This is a genomic window from Klebsiella sp. WOUb02 (genome assembly GCF_050058015.1).
Classification (GTDB): Bacteria; Pseudomonadota; Gammaproteobacteria; order Enterobacterales; family Enterobacteriaceae; genus Klebsiella.
Genome location: NZ_CP170110.1, coordinates 2,208,303 through 2,226,143, shown reverse-complemented (window position 1 = coordinate 2,226,143; position 17,841 = coordinate 2,208,303). Strand labels below are relative to the sequence as shown.

The window sequence follows — 17,841 nt, the reverse complement described above, 5'->3', positions numbered from 1 at the left end:
GCTATCCGGCCCGATTCGCGGCCATAAACGCCAGGGTGTGATCCCAGTCGATCACGCCCGCATCCGATCCCAGGCCGGTGGCGACCAGCGCCGCCACGGCCGACGCCACTTCGCAGGCCTCTTTTTCGTTCAACCCGCGGGCCAGCGCGGCAATAAAGCCGCCGCAGTAGCTATCGCCGCAGCCGGTGGTATCCACCGCCTCTACGCGCCACGGGGCGATATGCTCGACGCGACCGTCACGAGTCAGCAGCCAGGAGCCGTTGGCGCCGTCTTTCAAAATACAGGTGCCCACGCCGAGGTCGAAGAAGAAACGGGCGATTTCGGCGGGCTCGCTGCGTCCCGACAGATAGGCGGCCTCCTCCAGCGAGGGCATAAAGTAGTCTACCGACGGCAGCAGCGGGCGCAGCAGCTCCAGGGTTCGTTCGTCAGGGGCGATCAGGTCGAAGCTGGTGGTGACGCCGCGCGCCCTGGCCGCCGTCAGCAGCCGCGCGCTCTGACCCTGATCCATCGCCGCCAGCAGACCCGTGCCGCCGTGATGCAGGAAGCGACAGTCGAGAATCGAGGCAAAGGCCTCTTCGCTGACAAACAGCGCATCCGAGGCGCCGCGGCAGTGCAGCGCGGGCCGCTCGCCGTTCGGGCGGATAGGCAGGATCGTTGCCGAAGTCTCCTTTTGCGTCGTGCGCTGGATCAGCGAGCAGTCGATCCCCAGGCGCGCGTAGCTGGCGAGAATAAAATCGGCTTTTTCATCGTGGCCAAGACAGGCGACGGCGGCGGTGCGAACGCCGAGCTTCGCGGCGTTGATATTCGCTCCGGCGGCGGTGCCCGCGGGGTTCAGGCGAATTTGTTCGATAAAGGCCACCCCGCCGCGGGGCGGGATGTCGAGAACCGGGCAACCGGCGATATCAAGGATCGTCAGGCCGACAAAAACGGCGTCAAAGGCTGCCATAGATACTCCGTTAACGATGCTGCTGACGCAGACGCGCCTGCCAGAAAGAGAGGGCCAGCGCGACCACCAGAATGACGCCGACCAGCGCGTCTTTAACCAGGTAGTTAAGACCCATCAGGTTCAGGCCGTTATCAATGATGGCGAGGAACAGCACCCCGCCGAGGGTACCGGCGATGCTGGCCCGCCCCTGGCGGTTAAAGGCGGTGCCGATGAAGACGGCGGCAATCGCATCCATCAGATAGGACTGGCCGGCCAGCGGCGTAAACTGCCGCAGGTTAGCGGAGAGGATCACGCCGCCGATGGCGCACAGCGCTGAGGCCGCGACCAGCACCCACAGCATGGTCAGCCGATCGCGGATCCCGGCGATCCGCGCCGCTTCCCCGTTTTGGCCAATGGCGCGAACGTACTTGCCGAAGATCGTGCGCTCGGTAATCAGCCAGGCAACCAGCCACAGCGCCAGCACGATAACCACCGGCGTCGGAATACCGGCGATATTCCCCACCGCCAGATCGTGGTACTCCGGCGCCATCCGGCGATAGGCGATCGAGCCGCCGCCGTCGGTATAGATCCGCTCCACGCTGCTGGCAATAAACCAGGTCCCGAGGGTGGCAAGGAACGGACGGATCCGGCAAATCAGGATCAGAAAGGCGTTCAGCAGACCGATGATCGCCCCGCCGAGCAGGGCATAGCCCACCGCGGCCTGCCACGGCAGGTGCCAGGTTTTCAGGGCCACCAGCGCAAAGGCGGCGCCAAAGTCGAGGGCGACGCCAACCGAGAGATCGATGGCCCCGGCGCTGACGATAAGGGTCATCGCCATCGCCACAATCAGCAGAATCGCGCTGCCCTGCAGCAGGTTTGCCCAGTTATCAACGGTGAGAAATACCGGGTTAGCCCAGCCGAACAGAGCAATGGCCAGCAGAGTGATAATGCCGAAGCCCGCCCGCGACAGATAGGCCAGCGGGCCGCCGGCGGTCTGCTGCGGCGATGAGGATTTGAGCGTCAGCTGGCTCATTGATTGCCTCCGTGATGTCTGACCGCAGAAGCCGCCAGCACGATAAGGATCAGGATGCCTTTGATGGCGCCCATCCAGAAAATATTGACCCCCAGCAGCCCAAGGCCGTTGGAGAGGGCGTTGACCAGCACCGCGCCAAGCAGCGCGCCCCAGATGGTGACGACGCGCCGGCGCGAGAAGGCGGCGCCGATAAAGGTCGCCAGCACGGTCTCCAGCAGCAGCGGCGTGGCGGTGCCGCTGGAGCTGCCCGAGCCCTGGCTTAAGAGCGGCAGGATCGCCAGACCGGCGGCGATGCCGGCCAGCAGCCAGACGTAAACCGTCAGCCGGCGCACGTTAAGCCCGCTCATTTGCGCCATATCGCGGTTGCCGCCGACCGCCTGCAGATGCTGGCCGAAGCGCGAGTGGTGCACCAGCAGCTGGAACAGGACGAAGACCGCCAGCAGATAGATCAGCGGCCAGGGGATGCCGAGCAGCGCTTGGTCGCGAAAAGCCACCATCAGCGGATCGCTGACCGCAATACGCCGCTGGCCGGTGAGCAAATCGGTCAGGCCGGTAAAGGCCACGGAGGTTGAGAGCGTTGCCAGCAGCGGCGGCAGCCCGGCGACCAGCACCAGCCCGGCGTTGATCGCCCCGCAGGCGAGGCAGACCACCAGCGGCAGGAGCAGCAGCCACAGATAGGACATCTGCCACTCCACCATGCCGAGGCTCAAAAGCGCGACCCCGAGCACCGCGATGGCGGGAAGCGAGAGGTCGATCCCGCCGGTGACCACGTCATCGCCGCCGACGGCAATCACGCAAACCAGTCCGAAGCAGAGAATGGCCAGCGGCACGCTCTGCACCAGCATCATGCTGATATTCTGCCAGCTTAAAAAGAAGGGCGACTGGAGGCTAAGCCAGACCAGCAGGGCAAAGAAAAGAATCAGCGGAAATTTTTCGATAAGCGTCGTTATGCCCGGCAGGCCGCGGCGCTGGATATCCGTACTCATAGCTGTTGTTCCTGTCCACCGTTAATCGTTGCCAGCAGGGCGTCGAGCGTCAGTCCACGGGTGGTGAGATTGGCCACCAGCTCGCCGCGCCACATCACGAGGATCCGATCGCATAGTCCCAGCAGCTCCGGCGCATCGCTGGAGGAGACCAGCACCGCGCGTCCGCGATCCGCCAGCTGACGGGTGCGCTGATAGATGTCGCTGCGGGCGCCGATATCGACCCCGAGGGTCGGTTCATCGAGAATAAAGAGCCGCGCATCGGTGCCGAGCCAGCGGGCCAGAATCGCCTTTTGCTGGTTGCCGCCGCTCATCAGCCGCACCGGCAACTCCGGGCGGCCGGGGCGGATAGAGAGCTGCTCAATCCAGCTGCGGGCTTTCTCCAGCGCCCGGCCTCGATGTTCCCAGCCGAAGGTGGCGGTGTCCGCCAGGGAGGCCAGATTAATGTTATCGGCGGTGGTGAAGGGGAGGATTAGCCCCTGATGACGGCGGTCGCGGGGCACCAGCGCCATGCCGGCGCGAATCGCCTGCTTCGGCGTGCGTATGCGCTTCGGCTGGCCGTCGATGCTAATCACGCCGCTATCCACGCGCTTGAGGCCGTAGAGAAGGTCGACCAGCACGTCCCGCCCGGCGCCCAGCAGGCCGGCGACGCCGACGATTTCTCCGGGCTGAATATCAAAGGTAATGTCGCGCAGCTGATGGCCGTCGCCGAGCGCGCGCACCGACAGCAGCGGCGCGCTGGCGTCGGCTTCAGGCGGCGCGGACTGGCGCGGGGTATAGAGCTGCTCTATTTCCCGGCCGACCATCATTTTGATCAGCGCATCGGTATCCTGCAGCAGCGAGCGGTCAGGGTAGCCCACCACCTCGCCGTTGCGCAGCACGGTTCCGCGATCGCAGAGGGCGGCGATTTCGTTCAGATAGTGGGAAATATAGAGAATGGCGATCCCCTGCTCGCGCAGGCGCAGGATCGCCGAGGAGACCAGGCTGGCCTCCTGCGCTTCCAGCGGCGCGGTGGGTTCATCAAAGACCACCAGCTTCGCGGCGCCGTCGATCAGCGCCCGGGCGATTTGCACCAGCTTGCGCTCGGCAAGGCTGAGATCGCGAATCAGCCGCCGCGGGTTAATGCTCAGCTGCCAGCTCTCGCGGAAAAAGGCCTCGGTGGCGGCGTTCATGCGCTTTCTGTCCAGCGCGCCCCAGCGGTGGCGATACTCCTGGCCGAGAAAAACGGATTCCGCCACCGTGAAGTGGGCAATCAGGTTGAGTTCCTGGTGGATCACGCGGATGCCCATTGCTTCAATGGCCGCAGGGTTGCCGAACGGGATCGCCGCGCCGTCGAGGGTGGCGCTGCCGCTATCGGCCTGGTACACGCCGGCAAGGATCTTGATCAGGGTGGATTTTCCCGCCCCGTTTTCGCCGATCAGACCGTGAATTTCACCGGGGTTAAGAAGCAGCGTGACCGCATTTAATGCAGTCACGTTGGCAAAGCTTTTGCCGATCTGGCTCATGACCAGACCAGCGGCGGGGCGCTCCCCGCCGAGGGGTTGATTAATCACTGCAGTTCGCCATATCCCAGCTGTTTGTAGACCGCTTTCGCTTCCTGCGGGCCCTTCACCGGCACCACCGGAATAAAGGTTTGCAGCGGCAGAGCCTGTTTAGCGAAGTAGTGCGCCACGTTGTCGGCCGACGTCTGGCCAATCAGGTGCGGCTGCTGAGCGACGTTAGCGACGAACGGGCTGCCGGGTTCGGCCATAATCTCCAGCGTTTCCGGGCCGGCATCGATGGCGGTGACCTTCACGTCTTTATCGCGTCCGGTCTCTTCCAGCGCCTGCACGATCCCGATGGCCGGCTGATCCCAGCAGGCGACGTGGATGGCATCGAGTTTGCCTTTCGGATACTGGCTGAGCAGTTCGAGGGTTTTCTTACGCGCATCTTCCGGAGAGTTGGCAAACTGTTCGGCCAGCTCCGGCTGAATAATATGAATATCCGGGTAATCCTTAAGGACATATTTCCACTGGTCGTAGCGGATGCCGCAAATTCGCAGTGAGCTGGAGAACGCATTAAATACCGCAACGTTACCTTTGCCGCCTAATTCATCGGCCATATAGCGGCCAATGGTTGAACCCAGGGTGTAGTTGTCGGAGGTCGTGTTATTGACGGAGTATTTAGAGACGTGGTCCACGGTAAATACCGGGATGCCGGCATCGCGCAGCGCTTTAAATTTAGGTTCAACGGCGCTGTCGCCGAGAATACTAATTACGGCATCGACCTTACGGGATAATAAAATATCGTGGTTATTGGCGTGTACCTGATTATCACGACCGCCGTCGACGCCGATGACTTTACCACCCAGCTTTTCAACCTCTTCGGTGGCGCCTTTATAGGCTTCGCGATCCCAGAAGTGCTGGGTGCCGACAACGGCGACGCCGATGGTTTTCCCCTGCAGCGACAGGGGTTCTGCGGCGGAGGCGCCGACGGAGACGAGCGTCATCAGTCCCAGCGCGGCGGGCAGTAATTTTATTCTCTGCGACATTCTTATTATAGTCCTGTGATAAAGGTGTTTGCGGATTCGTAGCATGACAATAACGACCACGCAACCTCAAATACAAAATATGTCTAAGTTATACCAATAATGGTATATCGACGGAATAGGGCCGGGAAAATTAATTTTACTCGCGGTAACCTGAAATTATTTCATGATGCCGGAATTAAGCCATATTTATATTGTGGGTATAGGATAAAAACGCCGCCTTTTATTGCAAACGGTAATTGCTGCTTAATGATGACTATATTTATGGTGGGATATGGTGAATATAACCCAGGGCTCGCGTCATGCGGATGGTTATTGGCTAAAGCGACAGGATATTATAGTGTCATCGGCATTTTATCTTCAGCCAGCTCCCGACTTATTATAGCGGCCTTTATCGGGTGACAAAAAAACGGGCAACATGAATAAACAACATAATCTGGCGGTGATGCACTGGGGAACCTGGCAGGTGCAAACCCGCGATGGCGCCATTGATGCCGTCGTACCGGTCGCCTGGGATAAAAATCCCTCGCGCATCGGTCAGTCCCTCACCGATGCGGTCACCAGCAAAACGCGCATTCGTCGTCCGGCGGTACGGGCCGGCTATCTGAAAAATGGTCCCGCGTCGCGGGAAGGTCGCGGCAAAGAGCCCTTTGTCGAGGTGAGCTGGGAGGTGGCCCTCGACCTGCTGGCCCGTGAACTCACTTCGGTGAAGGCGCGCTGCGGCAACGAAGCCATATACGGCGGCTCCTACGGCTGGGCCAGCGCCGGGCGTTTTCATCACGCCCAGAGCCAGCTGCATCGTTTCCTGAAGTCTTTCGGCGGCTACACCGCCAGTACCAATACCTACAGCAGCGCCGCCGGCGAGCGTATTTTGCCGCATGTGCTGGGGCCGCTGAGTCCGCTGCATCGTCAGCATACGCACTTCTCTGAGCTGGCGCGGGAGTGTCAGACTGTTCGTGGCGATTGGCGGCCTGCCGCTGCGTAACTCTCAGGTTAACGGCGGCGGCGCCAACGACCATATGCTGAAGCACTGGCTGGAGAAGATGCAGGCCAACGGCACGCGCTTTATCAATATCAGCCCGGTCAGCAACGATCTAAGCGCCGTCGACTCCGCGCAGTGGCTGCCGGTGCGTCCGGGGACCGATACCGCGCTGCTGCTGGCGCTGTGCTACGTCCTGATTACCGAATCCCTGTACGACAGCGACTTTGTGGCCAGCCACACGGTGGGCTTTGCGCCCTATCGCGCCTATTTGCTGGGAGAGCGTGACGGGGTGGCAAAAACGCCGCGCTGGGCGGCGGCGATCGTGGGGATTTCCGCGGAGCAGATTGTCTCCCTGGCGCGCGACATGGCCAGCCAGCGCACGATGGTTAATATCTCCTGGTCCATTCAGCGCGCCCGCCAGGGGGAGCAGGCCTACTGGGCAACGGTGGCCCTGACCGCGCTGCTGGGGCAGATTGGCACCCCGGGCGGAGGGCTGGGCTTCGGCTACGCCTGTACCAACCTGGCGGGCGCGGCGCGCAAAGCCTTTTCCGGCCCCCGTCTGCCGGCGGGAAAAAATGCGGTTAACAGTGCGATCCCGGTGGCCCGGCTGGCGGACATGCTGCTGCACCCCGGCGGCGAATATGAGTTTGATGGCCAGCATCTGCGCTATCCCGATATCCGCCTGGTCTACTGGGCGGGGGGCAATGCCTTTCACCACCATCAGGACCTTAACCAGCTCTGCGAGGCGTGGAGACGGCCGGAAACGGTGGTGGTGCATGAGCAGTACTGGACCGCGCAGGCCAAGTTTTCCGACATCGTGCTGCCGGTGACCACCTCCCTCGAGCGGGAGGATATCGGCAGCGGCGGGCATGACGGATTTATGATTGCCATGAGCGCGCAGATCCCGCCGGTGGCCGAAGCCCGCGACGACTACGCGATTTTCTGCGATCTTGCCGCCCGGCTGGGCTGCGGCGAGCGTTTCAGCGAAGGGCGCAGCGTCGGGCAGTGGCTGCGGCATATTTATGATGAGTCGCGCCCGCGGGCCCGGGAAGAGGGCATTGAGCTGCCGTCGTTTGAGGATTTCTGGCAGCAGGGGGTGCTGGAGTACAGCGCGCCGGAGCAGCCGCAGGTCTTCCTGGCCGATTTCCGCGCCGACCCGCTGGGCGCTCCGCTCTCCACGCCGTCCGGCAAGATTGAGCTCTTCTCGCAAACCGTCGCCGACTTCGGCTACCGCGAGTGTCCGGGCCATCCGTGGTGGGATGAAGAGGAAGCGAGCTGGCAGCGGGAAGAGGCCAGCCGCTGGCCGCTGCATCTGCTGTCCAGCCAGCCGCGCACGCGTCTGCACAGCCAGTACGATCATGGCAGCGTCAGCCGGGCGACCAAAATTCAGGGGCGCGAGCCGCTGTGGATGCATCCGCAGGATGCGCAGGCGCGGGGAGTAACCGAAGGCAGCGTGGTGAAGGTACATAACGCCCGCGGAGCGATTCTGGCCGGGGTGCATCTCAGCGAAGGGATCCGCCAGGGGGTCGTGCAGATGGCCACCGGCGCCTGGTACGATCCGCTGGACCCCAGCGAAAAAGGCTCCCTGGATAAGCACGGTAATCCGAACGTGCTGACCGAAGATCGCGGCAGCTCGCGGCTGGGCCAGGGCTGTAGCGCGCAGAGCTGCTGGGTTGAGATTGTCCCGTGGCGCGAGGCGCTGCCGCCCATTACCGCGTTCGATCCGCCGGCGTTTATCAGCGCGGACGCGTTGTCCTGAACGGCAGCCCGGCGGCGCAGGGCCGCCGGGCTGGATGAAGGAGATTACGCCAGCCGCGGATAGGCGTCGGCAATATCATCCCCGGTAAACTTCGCCACCCAGCCTTCCGGGTTATCGAAAATACGGATGGCGGTGAAGTTCGGTTCCGAGCCCATATCAAACCAGTGCGGCGTGTCGGCGGGGACGGAGATTAAATCGTTCTTCTCGCACAGCACCTGGAACACCTCATTGCCGATATGCAGGCAGAACAGCCCGGCGCCCTCGACGAAGAAACGCACCTCGTCCTCGCCGTGGGTGTGCTCGTTGAGGAACTTCGCGCGCAGCGCCTCTTTCTGCGGGTTGTCCGCGCGCAGGCTGATAACGTCCCAGCTCTGGTAGCCCTTTTCGGCAACCAGCTTATCAATCGCGTGCTGGTAGGCCTCAAGCACCGTTTCCGGCGTTGGCGCGACGCCTAAATCGCGGTCGGCCTGCCAGCGCTCAAAGCGGACGCCTTTCGCTTTTAGCTGCTGCTGAATTTCGTCGGCGTCGGTGCTGTGCCAGATGGCGGTTGCGGCGTCGTGGTCAGAAAAAATCGTTAATGCGCTCATGCAGGTATTTGCTCCGGATGAATGTCGTCAAAACGCTGAATCTGCGGATGATGGCTGGCGGGGTCGCGATCGCCGCGCACCAGCTGCAAGGTGCGAAAACCGGCCTCCTCGGCGGCATCCAGCTCCTGATGGATATCGGAAAGGAACAGGATGGCGGCGGGGTGATGACCCAGCTGTTCAGCAATGTTGCGGTAGGACTGCGTTTCGCGCTTCGCCCCTACCAGGGTGTCGAAATAGCCGCTGAACAGATGAGTAATATCACCTTCGTCGCTGTAGCCAAATAACAATTTCTGCGCGGCGACCGAGCCCGAGGAATATACATATAAATCAATCCCCTGCGACTTCCACTTTTCCAGAGCCGGCAGAACATCGGGATACAGATGGCCGGTAAAGTCGCCGTTAAGGTAGCCATCGCGCCAGATCATCCCCTGCAGCGCCTTCAGCGCGGTGGATTTGCGATCCTCCTGCATAAAGGCAAATAGGGTATCGATAAGCTCGGCGGTGCCGGCGGCGGGAGCGGCGATCTCCTGGCGCAGGTTATCAAGGATCGTTTTGACCGGCTCAGCGTACTGCCGGGCGGTCACGAAGCTCGCTAATCGCTCACGGGCGTACGGAAACAGAATGTTATGTACGAAGCGAATGTCGCTGGTGGTACCTTCAATATCGGTCACGATGGCGCGGATCATGGTTTCTCCAGAGTGGGCGTTACGCCGCATTGATGGTGGCGGCAGACCTTAGCCGGCCTGACATCATCATTTATACACGCCATTGCGCAAAGCGCGCTGCGGCTTTTTTGCATAACGGCGCATATAGACGTCTAAGCGTCTCGATTGCCAAATATTAACATCGTGTTATAGTGGCTTCAACAACGGCATTACAATCGGTAATAACAAAATGAGCAATAAGCGACTGATTCCTGAGAGTAAACTCCCTTCACTGGGCACCACTATTTTTAGCCAGATGAGCGCGCTTGCGCAGCAGCATCAGGCGATAAACCTTTCGCAAGGCTTCCCGGATTTTGACGGGCCGCGCTACCTGCAGGAGCGACTGGCTTTTCATGTCGCCCAGGGCGCCAACCAGTACGCCCCGATGACCGGCGTGCCGGCGCTGCGCGAAGCCATCGCCGATAAAACCGCCGAGCTTTACGGCTACCGACCGGACGCCGACAGCGATGTGACCGTGACGGCGGGCGCAACCGAGGCCCTGTATGCGGCCATTACCGCCCTGGTGCGTAGCAGGGATGAGGTGATCTGCTTTGACCCGAGCTACGACAGCTATGCCCCGGCGGTTGAGCTCTCCGGCGGCGTGCTGAAGCGCATTGCCCTGCAGCCGCCGCATTTTCGCGTTGACTGGCAGCAGTTTGCCGCCGCGCTGAGCGAGCGTACCCGGCTGGTGATCCTCAATACCCCGCACAACCCGTCGGCGACGGTCTGGCAGCGCGAGGATTTCGCCGCGCTGTGGCAGGCGATTGCCGAGCGTGAGATTTACGTGATCAGCGACGAAGTCTACGAACATATCTGCTTTGCGGCGCAGGGACACGCCAGCGTGCTGGCCCATCCGCAGCTGCGCGAGCGGGCGGTGGCGGTCTCGTCGTTTGGTAAAACTTTCCATATGACCGGCTGGAAGGTCGGCTACTGCGTCGCCCCTGCGGCAATCAGCGCCGAGCTGCGTAAGGTGCATCAGTATCTGACGTTTTCGGTGAACACGCCGGCGCAGCTGGCCATCGCCGATATGCTGCGCCATGAGCCGGAGCACTATCGTCAGCTTCCCGAGTTTTACCAGCAGCGCCGCGACCTGTTTATCGAGGCCCTGCGCGCCACCCGTCTGGAGATACTTCCCTGCGAGGGTACCTACTTCCTGCTGGCGGACTACAGCGCGGTTTCCGATCTCGACGACGTCAGCTTTTGCCGCTGGCTGACCACGGAAATCGGCGTGGCGGCGATCCCGCTGTCGGTGTTCTGCGCCGATCCGTTCCCGCATCGGCTGATTCGGCTGTGCTTTGCCAAGCAGCCGGCAACCCTGCTGGCCGCCGCGGAGCGTCTGCGCCAGCTGTAGCGCGCCGGCGTCGGGTCGCTGAGAGAATTGATGGTCGCCGGACGTTTTAAGCCGACCATTAATTTTCTCCGCTGGCTGTTTTCGCTATTTTATTTTCTGATTTATGTGCGGATATTCACGTGGTCGATAATTAACGGCGGCTACTTTTATTATAATGCCGCCTCTTTAATCAGAGAGGCTAAAGCAGGATGGTCCATCTGCACCCGATTATAAATCATATGAATCATCGCCCGGGGAATATCCGCCGGAAGCGATATTATTCTCAGCCTGAGATCGAAGAGTTGCGGCGTTGACGCAATTTTGGGCATTAAGCCGATAAAATCAGTCTGACTAATAATATTGAGGATGGCAATGTGTGAGTCGCTGCTGAAGGCAATATTTCGTTCGGGGAACCGTTTTTCAAGCCAGTAGTCAACCGCCTGCATTCCCGCCTCTTTGGGCAGATAGTCAGTAAAGCTCTCCCGCGCAATGGCTTCTGTGGAAGTGAATTCGGCTATTCGTGGATGATTCTGCCGGCAGACCAGCACCATCTCTATTTCCTGAAACGGCAGGCACACGGTGGTCGGGCTGACGAGCGGCGAGAGGCTAAAAATCAGATCGGCTTTGCGGTAGGCGAGCAGGCTCTCCGCCGACTCCGCGGCGAGCTGCAGGTCGTGGTGCTCCACCTGCAGGTTGGGGTCACGGTAGAGCGCGCTGATGAGCGTTGCGGAGGAGGGCGAGAGGAAAAACTGCGGGCTGTAGATAACAAAGCGTTTTCTCAGCTCGGCGCCGTGGACGATATTAATCGTCTGCTCCAGCTGGTTGAGGTTTTTTTCCAGATGGTGATGAAGGTTAACCGCCAGGGTGGTGGGGCTCATCCCTTTACCGGTGCGGATAAACAGCGGATCGTTGAGCTGATTGCGCAGGCGCTGCAGCGACTGGCTGACGGCGGAAGGGGTAATAAATAAGGTTCCCGCGGCCTGGCTTATACTTAAATGCTGATAGATACATTCAAAAATAACCAGTAGGTTAAGATCGAACTTTTTAAGTTCGTAAAGTTTAGCCATTGCTAGCATCCTGTCCGTTGCTGTGTCCGGTGTGAATTATTATCTTGTTATTCTATTTGTTTATTGTATTTAATTTGCGTGGCAATTGGTGGGCTGAATTATTTAAGGCCGGTTTTATTAATAGCTCTGAATGTATACGACCAAAAGTGATTTAGCCAGACCCTTTTCGGGTGAATAGTCTGGCTAAACGAAATATAGCGGGACGCTTTATTTTTCGCCCATCATCACCTGCAGCTTATCCGCCTCCGGCAGGCCGACAACCTGCTGCAGCATATTTTCTTTATTCATATAGTAAATAGCCGGCGTGGCGTTAGCCCCCAGTCGATCCATCAGCTGCTGGTTTTGGTTGAGGATGCGCATTTTTTCCGCCGGGATGTTTGCCGGGATCTCAATTTTCATTTTCCCGGCCGATTTTTCGTAATCGTGCCAGGTTTTTGCCGGATCGCCGCTGGCGAGAATGGCGGCGGCTGTCGGCGTGCTCTCCGGTTTGATAACGCCGACCAGCAGCGTGCGGATCTGCACTTTCCCCGACTCTACCCAGGGCCGGGCCTGCTGCCAGAACTGCTTGCAGTACGGGCAGAAGGGATCGGCGAAGACGTAGAGAATAATCGGCGCCTCTTTTTTGCCGTCGAGCAGCCAGCTGGCGGCCTCCATCTGCTGCCACATCTGCTGGCCTGCCGGAGTATAGAGCTCTTTCTGGAACAGCTGTTCGCTAAGATTGGTGCCGTTTTCGTCATACATGTAGCCGGAGATGGCGTGCTTGCCGTCGGGCGTCAGATAGATAGCGACGCCCATATCCTGATATTTACCCAGCCAGCCTTTCACTCCGCCCGGCGCTTCGAAGGGTTTAATGATAGTAATACCCTGTTTTTCAATCGCTTTTACGGGAGCCGGGAGATCTTCTGCATAGCTGCATAAGGGGAAGAGGCTCAGGAAAAGCAGACGTTTTAACATGATTATTCCTTGTAAAATCAATATAGAAGGTACGGCAGATGATGGAACCTATCGCAGCTATAGGCAAGACCTGCATCCGGGCGGATTGCCCTTTGCGGAGGCGAATGGTGTAATCGCCCATGCTGTTACATTAAGGTAATGTAGAGCGCAACGCATAGCCAGCCTGCCTGGCGCTGAAGCTACCTGCGGGTATTTCAGGTAATAGGGCCGCCTGAGAGGGCGGCCTTTTTACGTTATCGGCGGCGCGACTTGTCCCGACGGGTTCACAAAGTTGTCTTGTTGCGGTTGTTAGATATTGCTTATTGATTTGATAATGCAAACGCATTGGTCGGGTCAGGAAAAATTAGTTACCTTAGACCTCAACGAAAACACGGAGGAAGTATAGATGTCCTTAATTAACACTAAAATCAAACCTTTCAAAAACCAGGCGTTCAAAAACGGTGAATTCATCGAAGTTACCGAGAAAGATACCGAAGGCCGCTGGAGCGTTTTCTTCTTCTATCCGGCTGACTTCACCTTCGTATGCCCGACTGAACTGGGCGACGTTGCTGACCATCACGAAGAGCTGCAGAAACTGGGCGTAGACGTCTACTCTGTCTCCACCGATACCCACTTTACTCACAAAGCATGGCACAGCAGACTCTGACACCATCGCTAAAATCAAGTATGCGATGATTGGTGACCCGACTGGCGCCCTGACCCGTAACTTCGAAAACATGCGTGAAGACCAGGGCCTGGCTGACCGCGGCACCTTTATCGTTGACCCGCAGGGCATCATTCAGGCGATCGAAGTTACCGCTGAAGGTATCGGCCGCGATGCGTCTGACCTGCTGCGTAAAATCAAAGCCGCGCAGTACGTTGCTTCCCACCCAGGCGAAGTTTGCCCGGCTAAATGGAAAGAAGGCGATGCGACTCTGGCTCCGTCCCTGGACCTGGTCGGCAAAATCTAAAATTTCCATGTCTTTCACGCCATGGCGGCGCTGGCGTCACCTGCTCACCCCGGTCACTTACTTGAGTAAGCTCCCGGGGATTCCCAGGCTAGCCGCCTTGCCCTGACGCGAAATCCGCCGGAAATTGATAACGAATAACGGGTGTTTTATTACGCCCGTTTTAATTCAAAAAATCATAATGCAAGCCGCATTCAGGCAGCCGCGAGGCCGCTTGCATGATGACGTTTTAAGAGAGGGACACGAGATGCTCGATGCAAATATGAAAACCCAGCTCAGGGCCTACCTTGAGAAACTGACTAAGCCTGTTGAGCTGATTGCCACGCTGGACGACAGCGCTAAATCGGCAGAAATCAAAGAACTGCTGGCGGAAATCGCCGAGCTGTCTGAGAAAGTGACGTTTAAAGAAGACAACGCGCTCGCCGTGCGCAAACCGTCTTTCTTGATTACTAATCCAGGTTCTACCCAGGGGCCGCGCTTTGCCGGCTCGCCGCTGGGGCACGAGTTTACCTCTCTGGTTCTGGCGCTGCTATGGACCGGCGGTCATCCGTCGAAAGAGGCCCAGGCGCTGCTGGAACAGGTCCGCGACCTTGACGGTGATTTTGAGTTTGAAACCTACTACTCGCTCACCTGCCATAACTGCCCGGACGTGGTGCAGGCGCTGAACCTGATGGCGGTGCTGAACCCGCGCATTAAGCATACGGCGATTGACGGCGGGACCTTCCAGAATGAGATTACCGATCGTAACGTGATGGGCGTTCCGGCGGTCTTTGTCAACGGCCAGGAGTTTGGCCAGGGGCGCATGACGCTGGCGGAGATCGTCGCGAAAGTTGACACCGGCGCAGAGAAACGCGCGGCGGAAGAGCTGAACAAGCGCGATGCTTACGATGTGCTGATCGTCGGCTCCGGTCCGTCCGGCGCGGCGGCGGCGGTTTACTCGGCGCGTAAAGGCATTCGTACCGGCCTGATGGGCGAACGTTTCGGCGGCCAGGTGCTGGATACCGTGGATATCGAAAACTACATTTCGGTACCTAAAACCGAAGGCCAGAAGCTGGCCGCGGCGCTGAAGGTTCACGTCAATGACTATAATGTGGACGTCATTGACTCGCAGAGCGCGTCGAAACTGATCCCGGCGGCGGTAGAAGGCGGCCTGCATCAGGTTGAAACCGCCTCCGGCGCGGTGCTGAAAGCGCGCAGCGTGATCATCGCCACCGGCGCTAAATGGCGTAACATGAACGTGCCGGGGGAAGATCAGTACCGGACGAAAGGGGTGACCTACTGCCCGCACTGCGACGGCCCGCTGTTTAAAGGCAAGCGCGTGGCGGTGATCGGCGGCGGGAACTCGGGCGTTGAGGCGGCAATCGATCTGGCGGGCGTGGTTGAACACGTGACGCTGCTGGAGTTCGCCCCTGAGATGAAGGCGGACCAGGTGCTGCAGGACAAAGTTCGCAGCCTGAAAAACGTCGATATCATTCTTAGCGCGCAGACCACGGAAGTGGTCGGCGATGGTAGTAAAGTGACCGGATTGCAGTATCGCGATCGGCTGAGCGGTGATGAGCATCACGTCGAGCTGGCGGGGATCTTCGTTCAAATTGGCCTGCTGCCTAATACCACCTGGCTGGAAGGCGCGCTTGAACGTAATCGGATGGGTGAAATTATCATCGATGCGAAGTGCGAAACTAACGTCAAGGGCGTGTTCGCCGCGGGCGACTGCACCACCGTACCGTACAAGCAGATTATTATCGCCGCCGGCGAAGGGGCAAAAGCCTCCCTGAGCTCGTTCGATTATCTGATTCGGACTAAAACCGCATAATAAAAGCAAGTAAGACTAACCTGCACAGTAAAGAGGCTACCCGACGGTAGCCTCTTTTTTTATCGCCTTTCTACACGCCTTTCGCTTATCTGACCACCATTACCGGAATATGCGCGTGGCGAATGACGCTCGAGGCATTAGAACCAAGCAAATGGGTGCTGATAGACGGATTGCGTGAGCCAATGACGACCACGTCGGCGTTAATTTCATCGCCCAGCTCGTTCACCATATCCCGCACGTTACCGAAGCGAACGTGCTTTTTAATTCGCGAGGGATCGATGCTGAAGTGCCCGGCCATGGTGGTTAGCCGGGTTTCCGCTTCATGCTGTAGATGCTCTTCAAAGCGGCGCAGGTCGGCGGTGAATCGGCTCATGGTGAAGCTGGATGAGCCCGGCAATACGTGGAGCAGGTGAATAATTCCGTCCTGCTGGGCCAAAAACTCCGCATGGCGGATGGCCTTGTCGCTTAACTCCATCTCGAAAACGTCAACCGGCATAATGATTGTTTTATACATATGCATTCCTCCTTGTTTGACTGTTTCTATATCAACATATTATATGAAGATATTGTGCCATTCAGGTCGCAAAACTGTCAGATCCGCTTCAGGGAGGCGTAAAGGTTTGTCAGGGCGGGGAGGGACAGAAAGAGGATGCGAAGACATCCTCTGGATAAGGCGCGGAACGCCTCAGGCGACGGGAGGGTTAGCGGTGAAACTCGCCCGCGGCTTCCGGCTGGTACAGCAGCTCCAGGACTTCGAGGTGCGCGGAGGCGCCGCCGGGTAATTGCCAGTGAATGGCGCTGCCGACCTTCAGGCCCAGCAGCGCGGCACCGACGGGGGCGAGTACCGAAAGCTGGGTGGCGCTATCGGTGACCTGAGAGGGAAAAACCAGCGTCCGCACGCGCTCTTCGCCGCTGGACAAATCGCGGAATCTGACGGTGCTGTTCATGCTGACAACATCATGCGGCATCGCTTCCGGTGCCAGCATCTGCGCGCGGTCCAGCTCATCGTTCAGCGCATCGGCGACCGGGGAACTGGCGAACGCCGGCTGCTCGAGCAGCCTGTCGATGCGTTCGGCATCGAACTCATTAATGATGATTGCGGGTCTGGTCATTGCATACTCCATGTTATCCAGGAACCTGTCCGTAAAAGAAAACCCTTACCGAAAATGGCAAGGGTTAATGTCTTCCCATCATACTGAGACTTGTCGGCGGTTTGAAGTGATTAAACGCACATTAAGCAACGATCGCGAAAGGGGGATGTGAAATTTATGCCGCAGCCGTCATCGCGGGAAAAATCGTCGGCTCGCCCCTTCCGGTACATGCAGGAGCGCCGGTGAGCGCTTTTGATAAATTCACTCGCGATGACGGCTGCTATCTCTATTTTAATTACCGACCTTATCCAGAACGAACTGCTTGCCGCAGTTGCCCGGATGGGGCTGGGGCAGGAAGGCATCGGCGGAGAGCGGCGCATTGATGGCCGAGGCCTTGATGGCGATCTGGATTTCGGTTAGATAGGCCGGATTGCCGCTGCAGGTCAGCTTGAAGGCCTTAACGCTCTGTTTGCCGTAGGCCTCGGCGATGGCCGCATCGAAGTCGTCGCGGCTGACGCTCTGCCCGTAGCGCTTCGCCAGCAACGCCCCGAGGGCGCTGCGCTTCACTTCGCCGCCGAGGCGGACCATGGTGCCGAAGTAGCTGTCGGGATCGAAGCCAAAACAGACGCCGTGCTTCGCGTATTCGTAGCGCTCAAGGCAGGAGTTGCCGCCGGAGCCGGGCATCACGCTATTGAGCTTATTGGCCATCTCCAGCGACAGGCCGGTTTCCGCCGCCTGGCATTTCCGCCCGGCTTTGACCTCCGGCATATTGGGCACCGGGCGCGTGGCGCAGCCAAAACGCATCCAGCGGCGATCGTCCACGCCGCGAGCGGCGATGGATTTCGGCAGACCCGGCCACAGGCCGTGTACGGTGAGGTAATCGGTTTTGTTGGCCGTTTCCTGCTGCAGGCGGCACTCTTCCGGTTCGCTGCGGTTTCGGTCATGCATGCTCTGGCAGAAGCCGGTTTGCCAGGAGAGGGCCAGTACATAGCGGTCGAAATCGCCGTATTGTGTTGCGGTGAGCGGTTCAGCGCCGACCTGAGTTGCCGTTAGCAAGAGGGCAATGGCGACGAAATCCTTCCTGAACATTTTTATTCCTGATAGTGGATAGTAATGAGTTCCTCGAATTATTAAAGCAT

The 17,841-nt window shown here is 59.0% G+C and carries 14 protein-coding genes and 2 pseudogenes; 4 read left to right on the top strand and 12 right to left on the bottom strand.

Annotated features, from left to right (window positions below; translation table 11 throughout):
• Position 1: 1 nt before the first annotated feature.
• Genes ABOC21_RS17705 through ABOC21_RS17685 form a run of 5 tightly spaced genes read right to left on the bottom strand, consistent with a single transcriptional unit; the run spans position 2 to position 5,471 of the window.
• A complete protein-coding gene (locus ABOC21_RS17705; protein WP_426812715.1) occupies positions 2-946 on the bottom strand; it encodes a carbohydrate kinase family protein in 945 nt (314 codons plus the stop codon).
• Between the two features lie 10 nt (positions 947-956).
• Positions 957-1,958: an ABC transporter permease gene (locus ABOC21_RS17700; RefSeq protein ID WP_426812714.1), complete on the bottom strand. Its 1,002-nt coding sequence runs from the start codon at positions 1,956-1,958 to the stop codon at positions 957-959.
• Complete coding sequence (locus ABOC21_RS17695) at positions 1,955-2,944, bottom strand: ABC transporter permease (RefSeq protein WP_426812713.1); 990 nt, start codon at positions 2,942-2,944, stop codon at positions 1,955-1,957. The genes ABOC21_RS17700 and ABOC21_RS17695 overlap by 4 nt, the downstream gene beginning before the upstream one ends.
• Complete coding sequence (locus tag ABOC21_RS17690; protein ID WP_426815525.1) at positions 2,941-4,446, bottom strand: sugar ABC transporter ATP-binding protein; 1,506 nt, start codon at positions 4,444-4,446, stop codon at positions 2,941-2,943. Before ABOC21_RS17690 ends, ABOC21_RS17695 begins: the two co-directional genes overlap by 4 nt.
• 44 nt (positions 4,447-4,490) lie before the next feature.
• Positions 4,491-5,471, bottom strand: a complete 981-nt coding sequence (locus ABOC21_RS17685) for a sugar ABC transporter substrate-binding protein (protein WP_426812712.1) — start codon at positions 5,469-5,471, stop codon at positions 4,491-4,493.
• 415 nt (positions 5,472-5,886) lie between these two features.
• Here ABOC21_RS17685 and ABOC21_RS17680 point away from each other — a divergent pair.
• Positions 5,887-8,209: pseudogene (locus ABOC21_RS17680) on the top strand (molybdopterin-dependent oxidoreductase).
• Positions 8,210-8,253: 44 nt separating this feature from the next.
• On the opposite strand, the gene ABOC21_RS17675 reads toward ABOC21_RS17680, so the two are convergent.
• Both ABOC21_RS17675 and mtnC read right to left on the bottom strand, forming a co-directional pair.
• Entirely contained in the window at positions 8,254-8,796 is a 543-nt protein-coding gene (locus tag ABOC21_RS17675; RefSeq protein WP_426812711.1) for a 1,2-dihydroxy-3-keto-5-methylthiopentene dioxygenase, read from the bottom strand.
• Positions 8,793-9,482 (bottom strand): acireductone synthase, encoded by a 690-nt coding sequence (mtnC, locus tag ABOC21_RS17670; RefSeq protein WP_426812710.1) that lies wholly within the window; start codon positions 9,480-9,482, stop codon positions 8,793-8,795. The genes ABOC21_RS17675 and mtnC overlap by 4 nt, the downstream gene beginning before the upstream one ends.
• 223 nt (positions 9,483-9,705) lie before the next feature.
• On the opposite strand from mtnC, the gene ABOC21_RS17665 reads away from it, so the two are divergent.
• Positions 9,706-10,851 (top strand): pyridoxal phosphate-dependent aminotransferase, encoded by a 1,146-nt coding sequence (locus ABOC21_RS17665; RefSeq protein WP_426815524.1) that lies wholly within the window; start codon positions 9,706-9,708, stop codon positions 10,849-10,851.
• 149 nt (positions 10,852-11,000) lie between these two features.
• On the opposite strand, the gene citR is transcribed toward ABOC21_RS17665, so the two are convergent.
• Together citR and dsbG are read right to left on the bottom strand one after the other, a co-directional pair.
• Positions 11,001-11,897: a DNA-binding transcriptional repressor CitR gene (gene citR, locus ABOC21_RS17660; protein ID WP_426812709.1), complete on the bottom strand. Its 897-nt coding sequence runs from the start codon at positions 11,895-11,897 to the stop codon at positions 11,001-11,003.
• Between the two features lie 207 nt (positions 11,898-12,104).
• Positions 12,105-12,851, bottom strand: coding sequence for a thiol:disulfide interchange protein DsbG (gene dsbG / locus ABOC21_RS17655; protein WP_426812708.1), 747 nt, complete (start codon positions 12,849-12,851; stop codon positions 12,105-12,107).
• A 385-nt stretch (positions 12,852-13,236) separates the two neighbouring features.
• On the opposite strand from dsbG, the pseudogene ahpC reads away from it, so the two are divergent.
• Positions 13,237-13,801 (top strand): annotated as a pseudogene (ahpC, locus tag ABOC21_RS17650) (alkyl hydroperoxide reductase subunit C).
• A 244-nt stretch (positions 13,802-14,045) separates the two neighbouring features.
• Positions 14,046-15,611 (top strand): alkyl hydroperoxide reductase subunit F, encoded by a 1,566-nt coding sequence (ahpF, locus tag ABOC21_RS17645; RefSeq protein WP_426812707.1) that lies wholly within the window; start codon positions 14,046-14,048, stop codon positions 15,609-15,611.
• A gap of 85 nt (positions 15,612-15,696) precedes the next feature.
• On the opposite strand, the gene uspG is transcribed toward ahpF, so the two are convergent.
• The 3 genes from uspG to rna form a co-directional block, all read right to left on the bottom strand.
• Positions 15,697-16,125 (bottom strand): universal stress protein UspG, encoded by a 429-nt coding sequence (gene uspG, locus ABOC21_RS17640; RefSeq protein WP_426812706.1) that lies wholly within the window; start codon positions 16,123-16,125, stop codon positions 15,697-15,699.
• A 187-nt stretch (positions 16,126-16,312) separates the two neighbouring features.
• Positions 16,313-16,723 (bottom strand): nucleoside diphosphate kinase regulator, encoded by a 411-nt coding sequence (rnk, locus tag ABOC21_RS17635; protein WP_426812705.1) that lies wholly within the window; start codon positions 16,721-16,723, stop codon positions 16,313-16,315.
• 270 nt (positions 16,724-16,993) lie between these two features.
• Positions 16,994-17,791 carry a ribonuclease I gene (rna, locus tag ABOC21_RS17630; protein WP_426812704.1) on the bottom strand — a complete coding sequence of 266 codons (798 nt, stop codon included), beginning with the start codon at positions 17,789-17,791 and terminating at the stop codon, positions 16,994-16,996.
• Positions 17,792-17,841: the final 50 nt, after the last annotated feature.

Bases quoted from the DNA above. Each gene is read 5' to 3' on its own strand.
- ABOC21_RS17705 (WP_426812715.1), bottom strand. From the start codon at position 946: ATGGCAGCCTTTGACGCCGTTTTTGTCGGCCTGACGATCCTTGATATC.
- ABOC21_RS17700 (WP_426812714.1), bottom strand. From the start codon at position 1,958: ATGAGCCAGCTGACGCTCAAATCCTCATCGCCGCAGCAGACCGCCGGC.
- ABOC21_RS17695 (WP_426812713.1), bottom strand. From the start codon at position 2,944: ATGAGTACGGATATCCAGCGCCGCGGCCTGCCGGGCATAACGACGCTT.
- ABOC21_RS17690 (WP_426815525.1), bottom strand. From the start codon at position 4,446: ATGAGCCAGATCGGCAAAAGCTTTGCCAACGTGACTGCATTAAATGCG.
- ABOC21_RS17685 (WP_426812712.1), bottom strand. From the start codon at position 5,471: ATGTCGCAGAGAATAAAATTACTGCCCGCCGCGCTGGGACTGATGACG.
- ABOC21_RS17675 (WP_426812711.1), bottom strand. From the start codon at position 8,796: ATGAGCGCATTAACGATTTTTTCTGACCACGACGCCGCAACCGCCATC.
- mtnC (WP_426812710.1), bottom strand. From the start codon at position 9,482: ATGATCCGCGCCATCGTGACCGATATTGAAGGTACCACCAGCGACATT.
- citR (WP_426812709.1), bottom strand. From the start codon at position 11,897: ATGGCTAAACTTTACGAACTTAAAAAGTTCGATCTTAACCTACTGGTT.
- dsbG (WP_426812708.1), bottom strand. From the start codon at position 12,851: ATGTTAAAACGTCTGCTTTTCCTGAGCCTCTTCCCCTTATGCAGCTAT.
- ahpF (WP_426812707.1), top strand. From the start codon at position 14,046: ATGCTCGATGCAAATATGAAAACCCAGCTCAGGGCCTACCTTGAGAAA.
- uspG (WP_426812706.1), bottom strand. From the start codon at position 16,125: ATGTATAAAACAATCATTATGCCGGTTGACGTTTTCGAGATGGAGTTA.
- rnk (WP_426812705.1), bottom strand. From the start codon at position 16,723: ATGACCAGACCCGCAATCATCATTAATGAGTTCGATGCCGAACGCATC.
- rna (WP_426812704.1), bottom strand. From the start codon at position 17,791: ATGTTCAGGAAGGATTTCGTCGCCATTGCCCTCTTGCTAACGGCAACT.